The 19,045-nt window shown below is 47.6% G+C and carries 25 protein-coding genes; 15 read left to right on the top strand and 10 right to left on the bottom strand.

Going from position 1 to position 19,045, the window contains the following annotated elements:
* The first annotated feature begins 19 nt into the window (after window positions 1-19).
* From csaB to CTN_RS09470, 3 genes are read left to right on the top strand one after another with little or no spacing between them, the layout of a single operon-like run.
* A complete protein-coding gene (csaB, locus tag CTN_RS09480) occupies window positions 20-970 on the top strand; it encodes a polysaccharide pyruvyl transferase CsaB (RefSeq protein ID WP_015920317.1) in 951 nt (316 codons plus the stop codon).
* A 3-nt stretch (window positions 971-973) separates the two neighbouring features.
* A complete protein-coding gene (locus tag CTN_RS09475) occupies window positions 974-1,582 on the top strand; it encodes a site-2 protease family protein (protein ID WP_015920315.1) in 609 nt (202 codons plus the stop codon).
* The gene (locus CTN_RS09470) at window positions 1,579-2,055 is read left to right on the top strand and encodes an uL10 family ribosomal protein (protein ID WP_015920314.1); all 477 of its coding nucleotides are present in this window, start codon (window positions 1,579-1,581) and stop codon (window positions 2,053-2,055) included. Before CTN_RS09475 ends, CTN_RS09470 begins: the two co-directional genes overlap by 4 nt.
* Here CTN_RS09470 and CTN_RS09465 read toward each other — a convergent pair.
* Window positions 2,052-2,621 carry a transglycosylase SLT domain-containing protein gene (locus CTN_RS09465; protein WP_231556123.1) on the bottom strand — a complete coding sequence of 190 codons (570 nt, stop codon included), beginning with the start codon at window positions 2,619-2,621 and terminating at the stop codon, window positions 2,052-2,054. The two genes, CTN_RS09470 and CTN_RS09465, sit on opposite strands and share 4 nt — an antisense overlap.
* Window positions 2,622-2,708: 87 nt before the next feature.
* On the opposite strand from CTN_RS09465, the gene dnaX reads away from it, so the two are divergent.
* The 11 genes from dnaX to clpP are packed head-to-tail and all read left to right on the top strand — an operon-like array spanning window position 2,709 to window position 11,335.
* Entirely contained in the window at window positions 2,709-4,130 is a 1,422-nt protein-coding gene (gene dnaX / locus CTN_RS09460) for a DNA polymerase III subunit gamma/tau (protein ID WP_015920312.1), read from the top strand.
* Window position 4,131: 1 nt separating this feature from the next.
* On the top strand, window positions 4,132-4,488 hold the full coding sequence (locus tag CTN_RS09455; RefSeq protein WP_015920311.1) for a YbaB/EbfC family nucleoid-associated protein: 357 nt from the start codon (window positions 4,132-4,134) through the stop codon (window positions 4,486-4,488).
* A 16-nt stretch (window positions 4,489-4,504) separates the two neighbouring features.
* Window positions 4,505-5,506 carry a type I glyceraldehyde-3-phosphate dehydrogenase gene (gap, locus tag CTN_RS09450; protein ID WP_015920310.1) on the top strand — a complete coding sequence of 334 codons (1,002 nt, stop codon included), beginning with the start codon at window positions 4,505-4,507 and terminating at the stop codon, window positions 5,504-5,506.
* Window positions 5,507-5,557: 51 nt separating this feature from the next.
* Window positions 5,558-6,769 (top strand): phosphoglycerate kinase, encoded by a 1,212-nt coding sequence (locus CTN_RS09445; protein WP_041437845.1) that lies wholly within the window; start codon window positions 5,558-5,560, stop codon window positions 6,767-6,769.
* A 20-nt stretch (window positions 6,770-6,789) separates the two neighbouring features.
* On the top strand, window positions 6,790-7,521 hold the full coding sequence (gene tpiA / locus CTN_RS09440) for a triose-phosphate isomerase (protein WP_038068226.1): 732 nt from the start codon (window positions 6,790-6,792) through the stop codon (window positions 7,519-7,521).
* Window positions 7,522-7,567: 46 nt separating this feature from the next.
* Entirely contained in the window at window positions 7,568-8,017 is a 450-nt protein-coding gene (locus tag CTN_RS09435; protein ID WP_038068148.1) for a GatB/YqeY domain-containing protein, read from the top strand.
* Window positions 8,014-8,664, top strand: a complete 651-nt coding sequence (locus tag CTN_RS09430; protein ID WP_015920306.1) for a tRNA1(Val) (adenine(37)-N6)-methyltransferase — start codon at window positions 8,014-8,016, stop codon at window positions 8,662-8,664. The genes CTN_RS09435 and CTN_RS09430 overlap by 4 nt, the downstream gene beginning before the upstream one ends.
* Window positions 8,661-9,191, top strand: a complete 531-nt coding sequence (locus CTN_RS09425) for a holo-[acyl-carrier-protein] synthase (protein ID WP_015920305.1) — start codon at window positions 8,661-8,663, stop codon at window positions 9,189-9,191. Before CTN_RS09430 ends, CTN_RS09425 begins: the two co-directional genes overlap by 4 nt.
* Complete coding sequence (locus CTN_RS09420; protein WP_038068146.1) at window positions 9,178-9,450, top strand: flagellar protein FliT; 273 nt, start codon at window positions 9,178-9,180, stop codon at window positions 9,448-9,450. Before CTN_RS09425 ends, CTN_RS09420 begins: the two co-directional genes overlap by 14 nt.
* Before the next feature lie 27 nt (window positions 9,451-9,477).
* The gene (tig, locus tag CTN_RS09415) at window positions 9,478-10,755 is read left to right on the top strand and encodes a trigger factor (RefSeq protein ID WP_015920303.1); all 1,278 of its coding nucleotides are present in this window, start codon (window positions 9,478-9,480) and stop codon (window positions 10,753-10,755) included.
* On the top strand, window positions 10,727-11,335 hold the full coding sequence (clpP, locus tag CTN_RS09410; RefSeq protein ID WP_038068144.1) for an ATP-dependent Clp endopeptidase proteolytic subunit ClpP: 609 nt from the start codon (window positions 10,727-10,729) through the stop codon (window positions 11,333-11,335). The genes tig and clpP overlap by 29 nt, the downstream gene beginning before the upstream one ends.
* 19 nt (window positions 11,336-11,354) lie before the next feature.
* Here the strand turns inward: clpP and CTN_RS09405 are convergent, their stop codons facing one another.
* From CTN_RS09405 to CTN_RS09370, 8 genes are read right to left on the bottom strand one after another with little or no spacing between them, the layout of a single operon-like run.
* Window positions 11,355-12,008 (bottom strand): lipid-binding SYLF domain-containing protein, encoded by a 654-nt coding sequence (locus CTN_RS09405; RefSeq protein WP_015920301.1) that lies wholly within the window; start codon window positions 12,006-12,008, stop codon window positions 11,355-11,357.
* Between the two features lie 13 nt (window positions 12,009-12,021).
* Window positions 12,022-12,288: a flagellar biosynthesis protein FliQ gene (gene fliQ / locus CTN_RS09400; protein WP_038068142.1), complete on the bottom strand. Its 267-nt coding sequence runs from the start codon at window positions 12,286-12,288 to the stop codon at window positions 12,022-12,024.
* 5 nt (window positions 12,289-12,293) lie between these two features.
* Window positions 12,294-13,043 carry a flagellar type III secretion system pore protein FliP gene (fliP, locus tag CTN_RS09395; protein WP_015920299.1) on the bottom strand — a complete coding sequence of 250 codons (750 nt, stop codon included), beginning with the start codon at window positions 13,041-13,043 and terminating at the stop codon, window positions 12,294-12,296.
* Window positions 13,040-13,336 carry a flagellar biosynthetic protein FliO gene (gene fliO / locus CTN_RS09390; protein ID WP_015920298.1) on the bottom strand — a complete coding sequence of 99 codons (297 nt, stop codon included), beginning with the start codon at window positions 13,334-13,336 and terminating at the stop codon, window positions 13,040-13,042. Before fliO ends, fliP begins: the two co-directional genes overlap by 4 nt.
* 6 nt (window positions 13,337-13,342) lie before the next feature.
* A complete protein-coding gene (gene cheY / locus CTN_RS09385; RefSeq protein ID WP_015920297.1) occupies window positions 13,343-13,705 on the bottom strand; it encodes a chemotaxis protein CheY in 363 nt (120 codons plus the stop codon).
* Between the two features lie 3 nt (window positions 13,706-13,708).
* Window positions 13,709-14,167 (bottom strand): chemotaxis protein CheW, encoded by a 459-nt coding sequence (cheW, locus tag CTN_RS09380; protein ID WP_015920296.1) that lies wholly within the window; start codon window positions 14,165-14,167, stop codon window positions 13,709-13,711.
* Window positions 14,167-16,182: a chemotaxis protein CheA gene (gene cheA / locus CTN_RS09375; protein WP_015920295.1), complete on the bottom strand. Its 2,016-nt coding sequence runs from the start codon at window positions 16,180-16,182 to the stop codon at window positions 14,167-14,169. Before cheA ends, cheW begins: the two co-directional genes overlap by 1 nt.
* Window positions 16,179-17,405: a competence/damage-inducible protein A gene (locus CTN_RS09370; protein WP_015920294.1), complete on the bottom strand. Its 1,227-nt coding sequence runs from the start codon at window positions 17,403-17,405 to the stop codon at window positions 16,179-16,181. The genes cheA and CTN_RS09370 overlap by 4 nt, the downstream gene beginning before the upstream one ends.
* Before the next feature lie 41 nt (window positions 17,406-17,446).
* On the opposite strand from CTN_RS09370, the gene CTN_RS09365 reads away from it, so the two are divergent.
* Window positions 17,447-18,400 (top strand): protein-L-isoaspartate O-methyltransferase, encoded by a 954-nt coding sequence (locus tag CTN_RS09365; protein WP_038068138.1) that lies wholly within the window; start codon window positions 17,447-17,449, stop codon window positions 18,398-18,400.
* Here the strand turns inward: CTN_RS09365 and CTN_RS09360 are convergent.
* Window positions 18,364-19,041, bottom strand: a complete 678-nt coding sequence (locus tag CTN_RS09360) for an ABC transporter ATP-binding protein (protein WP_015920292.1) — start codon at window positions 19,039-19,041, stop codon at window positions 18,364-18,366. The genes CTN_RS09365 and CTN_RS09360 overlap by 37 nt on opposite strands.
* Between the last annotated feature and the right edge of the window lie 4 nt (window positions 19,042-19,045).

The raw sequence follows: 19,045 nt of genomic DNA, 5'->3' as shown, positions 1-19,045 counted from the left end.
CAGAATGAGGTGATTTTCCTTGGCAACCGCCTTTCTGTGGGGATATTACGGCTTTGGTAACTTCGGAGACGAAATCATGTTCAGAGCGTGTGTGGATCTCCTGAAGGAACTGGATTTTGGAACCATATACACTCCCCTTCCGGATGGGAAGAGATCGATGGGAGTAACATCGGTGGGAAGGTTCTCTCCGAAACTGATTTCTTTCCTGAGAAGGTCGCAGATTTCGATGGCAGGTGGAGGGGGACTTTTTCAGGATGTGACGAGTTTTCGAAGTATCCTTTACTATTACTATCTGTCCAGGATGTCACTTCTCATGAAAAAACCCCTTATCTTTTTTGGAAACAGCATAGGCCCCTTGAAAAGAACTGCCTCAAAAAGACTCGTTCACGAGGTGGTGAGTCACAAAAGTGTGGTCTTCATAGCAAGAGAGCCCGTCTCCTACAGGTACGTCAGAGCGCTCGGAGGAAACGCCTGGCTTGGAACAGATCCTTCGATACTCTATCTCATGAACGACGAATCAGAAGTGAAAAAGGAGAATAAGGCCGTTTTCTTTCTGAAAAAGCCTCTGGACGTGTCCTGTGTTTTGAAGAGTCTGAGAGAACACGGAATAGAAGATTTCGTTCTCTCGAGTGCTTTCTCGAAAGACTGCCAGTACCTTCCTCCACTCAGAACCGGAGGAGACGTTCTCGAAGAGATAAAGAGTTCGTCGATCGTCATCACCGAAAGGTTTCACCCGGCGCTCGTTGCTGCTTACTTTGAAGTCCCCTTTGTCATCGTTGACTGCCAGAAGGCGAGGAGGTTTTTCAGAAAGTACACGGAAGAAGAGTTCTTTTTCTCAAGAAGAGATCCCCTTGAAATCTCGCTCAAGGTATCCAAAGTTTTGAAGAAAAGATTGAGTCTGAAAGAGAAATTAAAAGAAGACGCCATGGAGATGAAGGAATTCCTGAAAGATACACTGAGGAGATGGTAGTTCATGAGGATGGTTGCACCAACACTGAGCAACATTCTTACGGGGTTTCTTGCCGTTCTCATCGTTGCGATGCCGAGGGAGTATGTGAAGGGAATAGCGGCCTACAGACTCGGTGATCCCACTCCAAAGCAGGCCGGTAGACTGTCTTTGAATCCCTTTGTACATCTTGATCCGGTGGGAACGATCTCCTTCATTTTGTTCGAATTCGGGTGGTCCAGACCCGTTCCGGTTCGCTACTGGAAACTGAAAAACAAGAAGAAAGACCTTCTGAAGATATCCATTCTCGGTCCTCTGACGAGCTTTTTGCTGTTTTTTCTTTGCGGGTTCATAGCCTCGAAGTTGCCTGAAAGAAGCTTCTGGTGGTTTCTCATGGTGAAGGCTGCCAAGTACAACCTCACTTACGCTCTTTTTTCTCTCTTTCCGATACCGCCTCTCGATGGAAGCAGGATTCTTGCCTCCTTGCTTCCAGATAGATACATGGAATGGCTCATAAAGTACGAAGTGTATGGAATACTGTTCATGATAGCGCTACTTGTGCTCTGGATCATACCGCTTGTGATGAATCCTTTTGTGACGTTCATAGACGACTTCGTTCAGATGATTGTGAGGTGATCTCTTTGAAAATCGTCCTGAGGTATCCCGTTTCTCTGAACGTTATAAGACGGTTGACGAGTGGAGATGTGGTTCATTACATCGGGAAGATAGTGGTTGTGGACAAAGAAGTTGTTGATATCATCGAAAAGTACGAAAAATCCGAGGGAATAAAACCCTACGACTTGACAGGAGAGATAGTAACTGTGGGAAGGTTCGACAAGAACAAATTCTTCTTCCAGGAGGTCACCGAAGAAGTACTGGAAAAACTATTTCTGATGGGTGTAAGCGGAGTTGTTTTGAACAAAAGGAGTAATTTCCCTGTTGCGAAAAGGTTCTCCAGAGTCCTTTTTGAGCCCCTCGAGGAGGTGAAGGGAACTAGAAAGGTTGTCTACAAAACCCCGGATGGCAAAAAACTCGAGGAACTGGAAGTGGAAGGTTTAACTCTGCGGGTGATTCAGGACTCTTCCGGGAAAATGTACACAAGAGTTTAAATTCCGAGTTCCTTTTTGAAACTTTCGTACGTTTCAAGGATCCTTTTCGCGTACGTCTTTCTGCTGTTTCCGCCGTTGTAATACTCGAGTGCAAGCCTGAGATCGTTGAACCTGTCGTACAGATACTTTAGATAGTGAGCACCGTACTTTATGTTCAGTCGATAATTCCAGATGAGTTCCGTCCAGCCAGATTCCGGAGGTTCCAGATTGTAGATGTTTGCCACCATTTCGGCGGTCTCTTTTTTGATCTGCATCATTCCCAGTTCACCGTACAGCCCTATCACGTTTCTGAAATCGCTCTCCACGTCTATGACCGACACAAGGAGGATCGGGTCGATGTTGGTCTCACGTGCCACTTCGTTTACCGTTTTCCACAGATCTTCGAGGAATTCCTCATCGCTTTTCAACTTGTAAGATGCCCTTCTCGATCTGACGAGTTCCTTGAACCACTCTTTCACAGTGATGGTGTTTATCTCCCGAAAGGAGATACTCTTCTCGGTGGGAGTGGTGCTCAGGAAGACTGGTATGAGGACGAGCACCAGAACCAGTATAGTTATTTTTTTCACGATCTTCCTCCTCTGTTCAATCACTTTTAAAATCCCCTCTGGTATAATAGTGCTGGATACAGTTCGATTATAGCATGGGGTGATTTCATGGAGGTTCTCTACAGAAAGTACAGGCCGAAGACATTTTCGGAAGTGGTGAATCAGGATCACGTGAAAAAGGCAATAATCGGGGCGATACAGAAAAACAGTGTAGCCCATGGATACATATTCGCTGGACCCAGGGGGACGGGGAAGACAACACTCGCGAGGATCCTGGCAAAGTCCCTGAACTGTGAGAACAGAGAAGGTGTTGAACCGTGCAACAGGTGCAGGTCGTGCAGGGAAATCGATGAGGGAACGTTCATGGACGTCATAGAACTCGACGCGGCATCGAACAGAGGAATAGACGAGATCAGAAGGATAAGGGACGCCGTGGGTTACAGACCAATGGAGGGAAAGTACAAGGTTTACATAATAGACGAGGTGCACATGCTTACAAAGGAAGCATTTAACGCTCTGCTAAAAACTCTGGAAGAACCTCCCTCCCACGTTGTGTTCGTTCTTGCAACCACCAACCTGGAAAAAGTCCCCCCAACGATCATTTCCAGATGTCAGGTCTTCGAGTTCAGAAACATACCCGATGAACTCATAGAAAAGAGGCTTCAGGAGGTAGCCAGGGCCGAGGGCATAGACATCGACGATGAAGCGCTGAGGTTCATAGCCAGACGGGCAGCCGGAGGAATGAGAGACGCCCTCACCATGCTGGAGCAGGTCTGGAAGTTTTCGGAGGGAAAGATCGATCTTGAGACGGTCCACAGGGCGCTTGGACTGATTCCGATTCAGGTGGTGAGGGACTATGTAAACGCCATTTTATCGGGAAACGTGAGAAAGGTCTTCACCGTACTGGATGATGTCTATTACAGCGGTAAAGATTACGAAGTCCTCATTCAGGAAGCCGTTGAAGACCTGGTGGACGATCTGGAAAGAGAGGAGAGGGTCTACAACGCTTCAACGTCCGAGATCGTTCAGGTTTCGAGGCAGCTTCTCAACCTTCTTCGGGAGATAAAGTTCGCTGAAGAAAAACGACTTGTGTGCCGGGTAGGATCCGCTTACATATCCACGAGGTTTTCCGGTGAAAAGGTTCTGGAAAAAACGAAAGCAAGCAACGCTGATAATGATCAAAACAACGCTCAGGAAAGCACGACAAAGGAGGAAAAGGATAAAGACATCGAGTTCGAAGAGCGTTTCAAAGAGTTGATGGAAGAATTGAAGGAAAAAGGAGATCTTTCCATATTCGTTGCACTCAGTCTTTCTGAAGTGAGTTTCGAGGATGGGAAGGTCGTTGTGACGTTCGATTCTTCCAAAGCGATGCACTATGAACTCATGAAGAAAAAGCTTCCTGAACTTGAGAACCTCTTTTCGAAGAAGCTGGGAAAGAGAGTAGAGGTAGAACTTCGTCTGATGGGGAAAGAGGAGACGGTGGAGAAGGTTTCTCAAAAGATCTTGAAGCTCTTCGAACAGGAGGGATAATTTGAAAAAGATCAAAAGTTTCGGTGGAAAGAGTCTGGGTGGGGGAAAGCAGGAAAAACTCCTGAAGGATTTCATGAAGATGCAGGAAGAACTGCAGAAGAAGATGCAGGAGATGGAGGAGAGTTTTTCCGAGATGGAGGTGGAAGCCTCCGTTGGAGGTGGTGCTGTCAGGATCGTGGCAACGTGTGATCGCAGGGTAAAGGAAATAGAGATCGATGAGGATCTGAAGGAAGATCTTGAAACGTTGAAGGATCTTCTTGCAGCCGCTGTGAATGAGATCATGGAGAAAATTGAAAAACGTCGAGAGGAAGAAATGAGCAAAATCACCCAGCAGTTTGGAATACCAGGATTAATGTAAGAAGGAGGGAAAGAGCATGGCAAGAGTGGCTATTAACGGTTTCGGTAGGATAGGAAGACTGGTCTACAGGATCATCTACGAAAGGAAGAACCCCGACATCGAAGTGGTGGCTATCAACGATTTGACAGACACCAAGACACTTGCACACCTTCTCAAGTACGACTCCGTTCACAAGAAGTTCCCTGGAAAGGTTGAGTACACAGATAACTCTCTGATCATCGATGGAAAAGAGATCAAGGTCTTTGCAGAGCCAGATCCTTCCAAACTCCCATGGAAAGACCTGGGAGTTGACTTCGTCATCGAATCCACGGGTGTGTTCAGAAACAGGGAGAAGGCAGAGCTTCACCTTCAGGCTGGAGCAAAGAAGGTCATCATCACTGCTCCCGCAAAGGGCGAAGACATCACGGTCGTCATTGGCTGTAACGAAGACCAGCTGAAGCCCGAACACAAGATCATCTCCTGTGCATCCTGTACAACGAACTCCATCGCGCCCATAGTGAAGGTTCTCCACGAAAAATTCGGTATCGTCAGCGGAATGCTCACGACCGTTCACTCCTACACAAACGACCAGAGGGTGCTCGACCTTCCACACAAAGACCTGAGAAGAGCCAGGGCTGCTGCGGTGAACATCATTCCCACCACAACCGGTGCAGCAAAGGCTGTGGCCCTTGTTGTTCCAGAAGTGAAAGGAAAACTCGATGGAATGGCTATAAGGGTACCAACTCCCGATGGATCCATCACAGACCTCACAGTTCTTGTTGAGAAGGAAACCACGATAGAAGAAGTGAACGCAGTCATGAAAGAAGCCACCGAAGGAAGACTCAAGGGCATCATCGGATACAACGAGGATCCCATCGTGAGCAGCGATATCATCGGAACGACATTCTCTGGAATCTTCGATGCCACACTCACCAACGTCATCGGTGGAAAACTCGTGAAGGTTGCTTCCTGGTACGACAACGAGTACGGATACAGCAACAGAGTCGTCGACACCCTTGAACTTCTCCTCAAGATGTGATTCAGGGCGGGTGTTCCCGCCCTTTCCACACTCAAACAAGGGGGTGTGATCATGGAAAAGATGACCGTAAGGGACGTCGATCTGAAAGGAAAAAGGGTTATCATGAGGGTTGATTTCAACGTTCCCGTGAAAGATGGAGTTGTTCAGGATGACACGAGAATAAAGGCTGCCCTTCCGACGATAAAGTACGTGCTCGATCAGGGTGCGAAGGTGATACTTCTCTCCCACCTTGGAAGGCCAAAGGGTCAACCTTCTCCTGAGTTCAGTCTTGAGCCCGTTGCAAAGAGACTCTCCGAACTTCTGGGCAAAGAGGTGAAGTTCGTTCCGGCAGTAGTCGGTGATGAAGTGAAGAAGGCAGTAGAGGAGCTGAAGGAAGGAGAAGTGCTCCTTCTTGAAAACACCAGATTCCACCCTGGAGAGACCAAGAACGACCCTGAACTTGCGAAATTCTGGGCAAGCCTTGCGGACATCCATGTGAACGACGCCTTCGGCACCGCACACAGGGCTCATGCTTCCAACGTCGGAATAGCCCAGTTCATACCCAGTGTCGCTGGCTTCCTCATGGAAAAAGAGATAAAGTTCCTCTCCAAGGTGACGTACAACCCTGAAAAGCCCTACGTGGTTGTTCTCGGCGGAGCGAAGGTCTCCGACAAGATCGGGGTCATCACGAATCTCATGGAAAAGGCCGACAGAATCCTCATCGGTGGTGCCATGATGTTCACATTCCTGAAGGCTCTTGGAAAACAGATAGGTTCCTCGAAGTACGAGGAAGACAAACTCGATCTTGCAAAAGAACTCCTCGACAAAGCAAAAGAAAAGGGTGTCGAAATCGTACTTCCCGTTGATGCTGTCATAGCACAGAAGATCGAACCGGGTGTGGAGAAGAAGGTCGTCAGGATAGACGATGGTATCCCCGAGGGATGGATGGGACTCGACATAGGGCCTGAGACGGTGGAACTCTTCAAACAAAAACTCTCCGATGCAAAGACTGTCGTCTGGAACGGACCCATGGGAGTCTTTGAAATCGACGACTTCGCCGAAGGAACAAAACAGATAGCACTTGCCATTGCCTCTCTCACCGAAAAGGGTGCCATCACGGTCGTCGGAGGAGGAGACAGCGCCGCTGCCGTCAACAAATTCGGACTCGAGGACAAATTCTCGCACGTTTCAACGGGTGGTGGGGCATCGCTCGAGTTCCTCGAAGGAAAAGAACTTCCTGGCATCGCCAGCATCGCCGATAAAAAAAAACAGGGCGTAGATTGATCCTCGCTGGAAACTGGAAGATGCACAAGACCATATCTGAGGCAAAAAAATTCGTGTCGCTCCTTCTGAACGAACTGCACGATGTGAAAGAGTTCGAAACAGTGGTCTGTCCACCGTTCACCGCACTATCCGAAGTTGGAGAGATCCTCTCGGGTAGAAACATCAAACTCGGTGCTCAGAACGTCTTCTACGAGGACCAGGGGGCGTTCACAGGAGAAGTGTCACCGGTGATGCTGAAAGAAATCGGCGTTGAGTACGTGATCGTGGGGCACTCCGAAAGAAGGCGCATCTTCAAGGAAGACGATGAACTGATAAACAGAAAGATCAGGGCTGTTCTGGAAAAGGGAATGACACCGATCTTCTGTGTGGGTGAAACTCTGGAGGAAAGAGAAAAGGGTCTCACATTCTGCGTTGTTGAAAAACAGGTAAGAGAAGGACTTTACGGTCTCAGCAGAGAGGAAGCACAGAAGGTGGTCATAGCCTACGAACCCGTGTGGGCGATCGGAACAGGAAAGGTGGCAACACCACAGCAGGCTCAGGAAGTGCATGCGTTCATAAGAAGGCTTCTTTCTGAGATGTACGACGATGAAACGGCTGAGACGATCAGGATACTCTACGGTGGTAGCATAAAACCAGACAACTTCCTCGGCCTCATCGTTCAGAAAGACATCGATGGTGGTCTGGTTGGAGGAGCCAGTCTGAAAGAATCCTTTGTGGAACTTGCAAGAATAATGAAGGGAGTGATTTCCTGAGGCCCCGCCCTGCGGGGTCTCATCTTTTGGAGAGGAGGTATTCGTCATGTCCCTGAAAGAGAAACTGATGGCAGACTTGAAGAAAGCGATGAAGAGTAAAGACACGATAAAAGTGAACACGCTTCGCATGATACTCACAACGCTGAAGAATCTCGAAGTGGAGAAGATGAAAGAAGCCAGCGATGAGGAAGTGATGGAAGCCCTCATGAAAGAGGCAAAGAAAAGAAAAGAGGCAATCGAAGAGTACGAAAAGCACGGCAGAATTGAGCTCGCTGAAAAAGAAAAGAAAGAACTGGAAATCATAGAATCTTACCTTCCAAAGCAACTTTCGGAAGAGGAGATAAGAAAGATCGTTATGGAGGCGATAAAAGAAGTAGGAGCCACTTCTCCAAAGGACCTCGGAAAGGTCATGCAGTTTGTCATGCCGAAGGTGAAAGGAAGGGCAGACGGAAAACTCGTGAACAAGATGGTGAGGGAAATTCTGGAATCCCTATGAGGTTCGATCCTGACATCATCAGGTGTGTGGAGATAGTCGATGCGGGTCCCCACCACCGTCCCACCCACGCTTCCTCTCTTCTTGTCTGGTACGCAAAACCCAGTAAGGGTGTGAAAAGAGTTCTGGAACTTGGAAGTGGTGTGGGAACGGTGGGATTTGCTCTTGCAAGGCTTTACGGTGTGGAAGTGGTTGGAGTGGAAAAGGAAAAAGAGTTGTACGAAAAGGCTGTTCAGGGAATCTCTCTGAACGGTCTGGAAGGAAAGGTTTCTTTTGTGAACGCCTCTGTGGAGGACTGCTCGTTTCCTCCTGAGTCCTTTGACATGGTGGTCTCCAATCCACCCCACTACACGAAGGTCAAAAGTCCCTATCCCCTGAGGTCATCAACGAGGAGCCTGGAAAAATCGGACATCGAATCTTTTGTGAAGACAACGTTTCGTTTCCTAAAGAACGGTGGAATGGCGGTTTACGTTCTCTCTCCTGAAAACCTCATGGACTGGCTGGAGAGGTTTATCTCGTACCGTCTCGAACCGAAGAGAATGTGCTTTGTTCATGGTAAAATTGATAGGACGGCTACCCTTGTCCTTTTGAGGTTGAAGAAGAACGGTAAAAGAGGACTGGTGGTGGATCCTCCGGTGGTTCTCTCATGATCGTGGGTGTTGGTGTGGATCTTCTTGAGATCGAAAGAGTTCCCGAAAGGATCGCTGAAAGAGTACTGGGAGAAGAGGAAAAGGAGATTCTCCGAGTCAGGAAAAACAAAAAAGAGTTCGTGGCAGGAAGGTTTGCACTCAAGGAAGCGTTCTTCAAGGCTCTGGGGACGGGGTTGAACGGTTATCGTTTCACAGATGTGGAATTTCTGGAGGCAGGTGGAAGACCTGTTGTAAAGATACATCGTGACTTCGGTGTGTTCAATTTTGTACACGTCTCACTTTCACACGACAGGTTCGTGGTGGCAGTTGTCGTGCTTGAAAGAAGAAAGGGTGGTATCATTGTAGAGGGCGACGAGAAGGTGCTCAGAGAGAACTTTTGTATTCTGGGAAGATCCGGCAAAGGATGGGAGATAGACACCTCGATTCCACCTTTTTCTTTGAAAAAAAGGCTTTCAGAACTTCACTGTAGACTGGTGAGGTATGGGAACATCTTGCTTTCGGAGTGTGAAAGTGATGAACGTGGATGAAATAGAAAGGAAGATAGATGAGGCCATAGAAAGGGAAGATTATGAACATCTTCGGGTGCTTTTGAAAGAAAGAGAAAAGCTCCTGAAGGATCTTTCTGCGGAAAAACTATCTGAGATCCTTGAAAAGGACAGGGAAAGGCTTCGGATCATCGAAGAGAGGAAAAGCAGTTTGTTTCGGGAACTTTCCGGTCTCAGAAATATCAAGGGTTCTCTTCAGAAGAACATCTGGACAAGAGGAGATACCATCGGAAAAGGTTAAAAAACACAACAGGAGGGATGTCTAAGGATGGAAGTGAAAGAACTCGAAAGAGACAAGAACCGGGTCGTACTGGAGTACGTTTTCAACAGGGAAGAGGTGCTTGAAGCGGAGGATAAAGCGGCCAGGTACCTGAATCAAAGAGTAGAGATACCCGGTTTCAGGAAGGGAAGGGTACCAAAGAACATCCTGAAGATGAGACTCGGTGAGGACTTTCAGGAGTATACCCTTGACTTCCTCATGGACCTTATACCGGATACCCTGAAGGACAGAAACCTCATCATGTCTCCTGTGGTCACCGAAAGAGAAATAAAAGAGGATACGGCAAGGTTCGTGGTGGAGGTTCACGAGGAACCCGAGGTGAAGATAGGAGACGTCTCGAAGATAGAAGTGGAGAAGGTTGACGAGGAAAAGGTGCTGGAAAAGTACGTTGAAAGAAGGCTCGAAGACCTGAGGGAAAAACACGCACTTCTCGAACCCAAGGAGGGTCCCGCCGAGGTAGGAGATCTTGTCAGGATAAGCATGGAGGTGTACAACGAAGAAGGAAAGAATCTCACCACCAGAGAGTACGAGTACGTAATAAAAGAAGGGGAAGACAGACCGTTCGTGAAAGACCTCATAGGGAAAAAGAAAGACGATGTGGTTGAAATAGAAAGAGAGTACGAGGGAAAAAAATACACCTACAGGCTAAAAGTACAGGAGGTGTACAGACGAACCCTCCCAGAGATCGGGGATGAACTTGCCAGGACAGTGAACAACGAGTTCGAGACGCTGGAGCAGTTGAAGGAGGAGTTGAAGAAAGAGGGGAAAGACATATACGACGTGGAGATGAAGGAAAGCATGCGAGAGCAACTTCTGGAGAAGCTCCCAGAAGTGGTGGAGATAGAGATCTCCGAAAGAACGCTCGATCTTCTCGTACAGGAAACGATAAACAGGTTGAAGAGGGAAGGAAGGTACGATCAGATTGTGAGTTCCTACGAGAGTGAAGAAAAACTGAAAGAAGAGTTGAAAAAAAGAATCCTGGACGATATCAAAAGAGACAGGGCAATAGAGGTAATTGCAAAAGAAAGAAACGTAGATGTGAGCGATGAAGAACTTGAGAAAGAGGCGGAAGAACTCGCACCGTTCTGGGGAATCTCTCCTGAGCGCGCAAAGTCACTCGTGAAGTCGAGAAGAGATCTCAGAGAGGATCTGAGATGGGCCATACTGAAGAGGAAGGTACTCGATCTTTTGCTCGAAGAGGTGACGGTGAAGGTGGTTGAACCAAGAGGAGAGGGTGATGGTGATGAAAGAAAAGGAGATAATTGATCAGTACGTTCCCATAGTTGTTGAGAGCACAGGAAGGTACGAAAGAGCGTACGACATATTCTCCAGACTTTTGAAAGACAGGATCGTCTTTCTTGGATCTCCCATAGACGACCACGTGGCAAACCTCGTCATAGCACAGCTTCTGTTTCTGGAAGCAGAAGATCCAGACAAAGACGTCTACCTCTACATAAACTCGCCCGGAGGGTCTGTGACGGCCGGTCTTGCCATCTACGACACGATGCAGTACATAAAGTGTGACGTTTCCACCATCTGTGTGGGGCAGGCCGCGTCGATGGCTGCCGTTCTCCTTGCAGCCGGTACAAAGGGAAAGAGGTACGCTCTTCCGAACGCCAGGATCATGATCCACCAGCCACTTGGTGGGGCAGAGGGTCCTGCAAAAGACGTTGAGATCATCACAAGAGAGCTTTTGAGGATAAAGGATCTTCTCAACAGGATTCTCAGCAAACACACGGGCCAGCCGATAGAGAAGATAGAAAAGGACACGGACAGAGACTTCTTCATGAGTGCTGAAGAGGCAAAAGAATACGGTATAGTGGACAAAGTGGTGAGTTCAAGATGAAGGGCACCCCCGAGGTGCCCTATTCTTCTTTGAGTTTCTCGTTCAAAAGAACGATTATTTTCTCCGCTCTTCCTTCTACTTCTTTCGAAAGAATCTCGTGTGGATCCACCCTGTACACGTTGTAGTATTCCCGTGTGAGGTCCAGATCAACGTCTATTTTTGCCCCTTCCAGAGAAAAGCCTGCGTAAAACCCACGAGCGATCGAGTAGGAATAGACAGAGGCATCAAGGTTGTAGTCCGCACTGAGTCTTCTTCCAAGGGGCCCCGCTGCAACACTGAGAGATCCACCGAGTGTGATGTTTCCTTTGGCGAAGGTTTCCACATTCTCCATGATGACTGCGATGAGGGACACGGATTGGAACCCTATCTGTGGTCCCACGCTCAGACCGTAGATTTTAACAAAGAGTGGCCCGTACCAGGTATTCGTCAGAGGATCTCTTCTCAGCAAAATTCCCTGGCCGTACTGACCACCCACCACCCATCCGAGTTTCAGATACTTTGGAACAATGAGGATGCCTCTTGCTCTCTCCAGAAGAGAAAGAAAGGCACCGCTGTCTGGTTGATCGAGAAACTCCTTAAGAGAAAGGTACGCGTCGTCGATTATATCGAACACACTGGAAAAAGAGAGCAGAGATGAAGTCAATATCAATGAAACAACAAATAATCGTTTCATATCGACACCTCCTTCAGATCATCTGAAAGTACCTTTGCAAAAGTTCTGTGAAGAAGTCCAGGATCTTCTGTGCCATCCAGCCACTCAGAAAAAGTAGGGTGAGGAACATAACGATGACCCTGGGGGCGAACATCAGTGTTTGCTCGTGTATCTGGGTGACGGCCTGGAAGATACTTATTATCAATCCCACGATCAGACTCACAACGAGTGGGGGAACTATTATCTCCAGTATGAGACCTATTCCGCTCTTCATGATATCCAGAAACACCTCGATGGTCAAGGGTATCACCTCGCAAAACTCTTTATCAGTCCCTCAACGAGAAGGTCCCATCCGTTTGCCATCACAAAGATCAGTATTTTAAACGGAAGAGAAACGAACACGGGTGGTATCATGATCATGCCCATGGAGAGCAGAATGCTCGCCACGATCATGTCGATGACTATGAAGGGAACGTACAGTACCACTCCCATCTTGAAGGCAATCTCAAGTTCGCCCAAGACGAAGGCAGGTATCAACACAGAATTTGGTGCTTCTTCTACTCTGGTGATCTCGAGGTTTGCATTTTGGGCGAGCATGAAGACGTTGTCTTCGTTGTGGTGGTTCTTCAGTTCCTTTATCATGAACTCCCTGATTCTGTTGTTGATTCTCTGAAACATTTCCTGGTATCCTATCTCCCTTTCCAGATACGGCGTTATGGCGTTGTTGTAGATATCGTTCCAGACAGGTTGCATGATGAGGAATGTGAGAAAGAGTGCAAGGCCTATCATGACCTGGTTTGGAGGAGTTTGCCTTGTTCCAAGGGCGTTTCTGAAAAGAGAAAAAACGACGATGATTCGGGTGAACGAGGTGAAGAGAACAAGAATGGAAGGCGCCAGCGTCAATACAGTCAGAATGAGAAGAATTTCTAGGGTGACCACAAGGTCCTCTGGCTCTTCAGCGGGTCTGACGCCTATAGAAATGGAGGGAAAGGGCACCTCCTGGGAAAAAGAGATCAGCGAGAGAAGTATCAGCAAAAAAACAAGAATTTTCCTCATTTATTCCTTCTCCCTATTTTTCTGAAGAGAATCGAGGAAAAGGAATCACTTTCTCTGTAATCTTCGAGTTTTTTAAGGACCGTGGCCCCCGAATCCGTCACCAGTATGACAAAATACTCGTCCACCACCCTGACGATCGCTATGAAACTCTTTCTATCGAGGTAATGCCTTTCCACTATCGAGATACTGGAACCTTTTTGAGAGAAGAACCCTCTTCTTACGAAGTAATAAACGATAAGAAGAAAAAAGAGGACGATTCCAAAGGCTAGAAGAAACTGCAAAATGGCACTCATGGTACATCACTTCGAGACCTTGTTGAGCGCCTCTACCACCCTGGAAGGCTGGAACGGTTTCACGATGAAGTCCTTTGCACCGGCCTTTATGGCTTCGATGACCATTGCCTGCTGTCCCATGGCGCTGCACACGATTATCTTGGCGTTCGGATCGATCTTCATGATCTCCTTGATCGCATCGATACCGTTCATCTCGGGCATCGTGATGTCCATCGTGACGATATCTGGTTTGAGTTCCTTGTATTTTTCGACGGCTTCACGCCCGTTTGTGGCTTCTCCTACCACCTCGTATCCTGCTTTGGTGATGATGTCTTTCAGCATCATCCTCATGAACGCTGCGTCATCAACTATCAAAACTCTCTTCGCCATCTTTTACACTCCCTCCTTAACTGTTATTTCTTCAATTATTTCGTCGATGTTCAGATAAATTATGAGCCTTCCATCCGTTTTTATCAATCCCTTGGATTTCTTTCCGAACTTGTCAGACACGTCCACCATTTCAACGTGTTCTTCCGTTATCCTCAATACCCCGAGCACCCTGTCAACCAGAAAACCCACTTCCACATCTTTTGTCTTCGCCACGATTATGCTCTTCATCTTCGAGTCATCGAAGGAAATGTCGAGAACCTTTGCAAGGTTCACCACGGGAATGATTCTACCCCTCAGATTGATAACACCTTCCACGAAGTGTTTGGATTTGGGGACAGGGGTTATTTCTGGTTTTTCTATCACCATCTCGATGTTATCCACATCGAAGGCCAGAGCCTGATCTTCCACTTCAAAGGAGAGCACTTCGAACTCTCTCATATCGGGCAACTTCTTCACCTCCATTATACAATACCGGAGACGTTTATGATGAGAGCGATGCTTCCATCACCAAGGATCGCCGCTCCACTGAACTCTCTGACATCGGAGAACACCTTTCCAAGAGATTTTATAACGATGTCGTCCTGACCGAGAAGCTCGTCGACTATTATTCCGTACTTCCTGTTTCCTATTCTCACGATGACCGCTTCCATTTCCTCCTCTTCCCTCTCGTGTTCTATCTGAAGAACCTCCCAGAGTTTGTAGACCGGTATCACTTCGCCCCTTATCACTATGACATTCTTGTCCTGCACCCTTTGTAGATCGCCTCTGGATATCCTGAGGGTTGTGTCGATATTTGCTATTGGAATGGCGTAGACGAGGTTGTTCACCTTCACAAGGAGAGCCTGAATGATGGCGAGGGTGAGTGGCAGTCTTATGGTGACCTTTGTTCCCCTGTCTTTCTCACTCTCTATACTTATGCTTCCGTTCAAGGATTCAACAACATTCTTGACAACGTCCATTCCAACTCCTCTTCCAGACACTTCCGAAACCTTCTCCTTCGTGGAGAACCCCGGCACGAAAAGGAAGTTGAGTATCTCCTGATCGGACAAACTGGTAGCTTTCGATTCATCCACCAGCCCTCTCTCTATCGCTTTTCTGAGAATTTTTTCTTTGTCTATTCCCCTTCCGTCGTCTTCGACCTCTATCACCACGTTGTTTCCTTCATGTCGGGCGGAGAGGATGAGGGTTCCCACAGGAGGTTTTCCTTTGGCTATCCTCTCTTCTTTTGGTTCTATACCGTGGTCTATAGCGTTCCTCAGAAGGTGAAGAAGAGGTTCTCCTATTTCCTCAACGAAGGTTCTGTCGAGTTCTGTGTCTTCTCCTCTCATGATGAAGTTGATCTCTTTGTTCATCTTCTTCGCCAGATCTCTGACCATTCGAGGGAATCTGTTGAACACGAAGGCGATGGGAACCATCCTGATCTTCATCACGACGTTCTGAAGGTCTAGAGTGATCCTGCTCAGTTGAGTTAGGCTTTCGTCTATTTCCTTTATGTTGTATTTTTTGAGAGTCTCCAGAATTCTGCTTCTGGCTATGACGAGTTCTCCCATGAGATCCATCAGGGTATCCAGTTTTTCTATGTCCACCCTGACGGTCTGAGAGACGATCTTCTTTCTGGTAACTTCCTCTTTTTTCTCCTCTGTTTTTTCTTCTTTTTCTTCGTAAGTAGCCTTTTTCTCCGTAACGGGGATGATACTCTTCACGATGACTTTTTCTATATCGGCGATGCTACTCAGGGCTTCAGAGAGTTTTTCCTGATCGACGGGAGAGATGACAAACAGTTCCACTTCGTTCTCGAACTTTTCTTCCTCGATGTCTTCCACTGGAGGAACGGTCTTTACAACCTCACACTTCAGCTCTTCCAGTTTGTGGAAGACAAGGTAGATCCTGGCGGATTTGAGCTGTGTGCCTTCTTTGAGGACAACCTTTACATAGAAAGTCCTGTACCCTTTGTTTTTTGCTTCCTGGAGGACATGAACCACCTCTTCTGGAAGGACCATCGATTCTTCCGCTTCGTTTGAAGCCTGTGGAGGGTTCTTTTCATCGTCGACTTTAGAGTTTTTCGCTGGTGCTTTTTCTTCCTCTGGTTTTCCTTCTGAAGGAACAAAGCTTCTTATTGTATCGGTGAACACTTCAATATCTTCTCCGATCTCATCGGTTCCTTCAGATACGATCTTGTCGACCATCCTGGCGATCATGTCGACTCCCGCGAAGATCTTGTCGAGAAGATCCGATGTTATCTTTATTTCACCGTTTCTGGCCTTGTCGAGAACATTTTCAAGGGAATGGCAGAGTTTTGCCATGCTGTTGAACCCCATGGTTCCTGCCATACCCTTCAGGGTGTGAAGCGCCCGAAAGGCATCGTTTATCAATTCCATGTCCTCGGGGGTTTCTTCCAGTTTCAGCAGGGTATCGTTCAGATTCTGAAGGTATTCTCTTGTCTCATCGACAAACACTCCCAGATATTCTTCCATCATGATCTTCCACGCTCCTTCAGATGTTTTCTCAGGTTCTCAAGAGCCATCATCGCTGATCGGGTTCTTATGGTGTTCCGATCCCCAGAGAAATTATAACGCACTGTAGAATGATTCTGTTCAAAAAGATCTATGAAAACGGTTCCAACGGGTTTGGTGGGAGTACCACCCGATGGTCCTGCTATTCCAGAAATGGCCACACAGATGTCGGCTTCTGTGAGTTTTTTCAACCCTTCAGTCATTTCCTGAACACACTGTTCACTCACGGCTCCGTATTTTCTCAGGGTGTCTTCTTTCACCCCAAGGATGCTTTTTTTCAACTCGTTGCTGTAGGCCACCACACCTCCTATGAAGACGTCTGACGCTCCCGGAACATTCACCACGAGTGAAGAGAGCATACCACCCGTGCAGGATTCGGCAACGGCAAGTGTTTTTTTGTTCTCTTTCAAAAGCCTGACGACCACCTCTTCCATCTTCTCGTCGTTCATTCCGTAAAGGTACTCTCCCGTCTTTTCGAGGATCTTTTCCACGAGTTCGTCCAGGAACTCTCTGTGTTCTGCACTCGTTGTCAGTCTCAATCTTACACCTTCGACGTGATCTGCCATCGTAGCCACTTCCACTCTGTCCTGAGAGTACAGTATCTCTTTCAGGAGGTCTTCCAGTACTGCTTCGGGTATGCTGTAGTATTTCAGGACGACCTGATAAAAGGCATGGGGAGTTTTCAAAAGTTCTTTCAATGATTCGAACATGGGAATCAACTCTTTCGGTGGTCCAGGAAGCAAAATCACCTTTTTTCCATCCACTTCCAGAAGTTGACCCGGCGCACTTCCAACAGGGTTGTCGATCACTTTTGCTCCTTCGATGACGAGTGCCTGCTTTTCGATGTTAGATGGTATTTTAGAATGGTATTTTTTCACCTTTTCTTCGATTTTCGTTTTGAGATTGTAATCGAGGAGGAGTTTTCTGTTCAGGGCTTTTGCCACCGCCTCTCGTGTGAGATCATCCTTTGTTGGGCCAAGGCCTCCTGTCAGTATCAGAAGGTGAACCTCTGGAAGGAGTGATCTGACCTCTTCGGCTATATCTTCGAGGTGGTCACCCACCGTTGAGACTTTTATCACCCTGTATCCAAGATTCTTCAATTCCTGGCAGAGAAACTGAGCGTTTCTGTTCAGTATAAGGCCTTCTAAAAGTTCACTTCCGACTGTGATTATCGCTGCTTTTTTCATCCGATCCCTCCCTCAGTGATATGATAACACAGGGGGATGTTATGAGAGAAAGGCTCTTCTGGATTTTGAAAAACCACGGAATAAGTGATCGTATCGCAAAGGCCTTTCTGGAGGTACCACGGGAAGAATTCCTGACAAGGCACTATCCACTCTCCTATGTCTATGAGGACACGGTGCTCGTTTCTTACGAGGACGGGGAAGTCTTCAGCACTTCCAGTCAGCCTTCGCTGATGGCGATGTTCATGGAGTGGGTGGATCTGGATGAGGGAATGAGGGTTCTGGAAATAGGAGGCGGAACGGGGTACAACGCAGCCGTGATGAGCAGGGTTGTTGGAAAGAAAGGACTCGTTGTGACCGTGGAGTATTTCGAAGAGGTTTGCAGAATTGCCCGAGAAAACATGAGACGCCTTGGAATAGAAAACGTTGTCGTTGTTTGTGGAGATGGTTATTATGGTGTTTCGGATTTTGCACCGTACGATGTGATCTTCGTCACCGTTGGAGTGGACGAGGTACCAGAACACTGGTTTTGTCAGCTGAAGGATGGAGGAAGGGTGATAGTTCCCATCAACATGAAGATTTCGGCAAGACAGCCCGCTTTCCTGTTCGTGAAAAATGGCAGTCACCTTGAAGGTGGTTACAAACTGGAAACGAGGTTCATAAAAGCGGGAGGAAATCTTGGAAATTTGCTGGAAAGAAACAGAAGGCTTCTGAGAGATTTTCCCTTTCAGAAAGCGATCCGGGTTCCCCGACTTCAGGTGTTTGTGGAGCTGGTGGATCTTCTCACAAGAAGGCTCGCAGAAATGAACGGGATCTTCTACTACGCAGGACCAGAAGGAACGGTCGAGTTTTTAAACGGCGAAATGAGAATTTATGGAAGAGCGCCAGAAATCGAAAGTCTCCTTTCTCAGTGGGAAGAGTGTGGATACAGAAGTTTTGAACACCTGATGCTTCACATCGGCTACAACGCCGTTTCGTATATATCCTGTACGATCTGACCGTCCCTTATTTTGATGACCCGATCTGCCTTCTCTGCTATCCTTTCATCGTGTGTCACGATCACCAGAGTGGAGTTCTTTTTCATCTCCATGAGTAGATCTATGATCATACCTCCTGTTTCGCTGTCGAGGGCACCGGTGGGCTCGTCTGCCCATACCACTTTCGGATTGTGGACGAGGGCCCTCGCTATGGCAACGCGCTGTTTTTCACCACCGGAGAGTTCTTCTGGGAACCTGTTCCACTTGTGAGCAAGTCCCACTCTTCTCAGCATGTCGAACGCGCGTTCTTTCGCTTCTCGTCTGTTCACACCTAAGATCAGAAGAGGAAGTTCTACGTTTTCGAGTGCGGTGAGAACGGGTACAAGGTTGAAGAACTGAAAGACGAATCCCATGTTCTTTGCTCTAAATCCTGTTCTCTCTTCCTCGGAGAGGGCGTAAAGATCTGTTCCATCGATGATCACAGTTCCCTTCGTTGGGCGATCTACACCGGAAAGACAGTTCAGAAGGGTGGTCTTTCCAGATCCAGAAGGTCCCAGTATCACAACGAACTCTCCGCTGTTTATCTTCAGATTTATTCCCTTGAGGGCGGTTACTCTGTCTCTTCCGTTGTACTCTTTCCAGAGGTTTCGTACCTCGATCAACGCC

Source organism: Thermotoga neapolitana DSM 4359, from assembly GCF_000018945.1.
GTDB classification, from domain to species: Bacteria; Thermotogota; Thermotogae; order Thermotogales; family Thermotogaceae; genus Thermotoga; species Thermotoga neapolitana.
The sequence above is the reverse complement of the archived record's forward strand: the minus strand, read 5'-3'. Positions and strand labels throughout refer to the sequence as shown.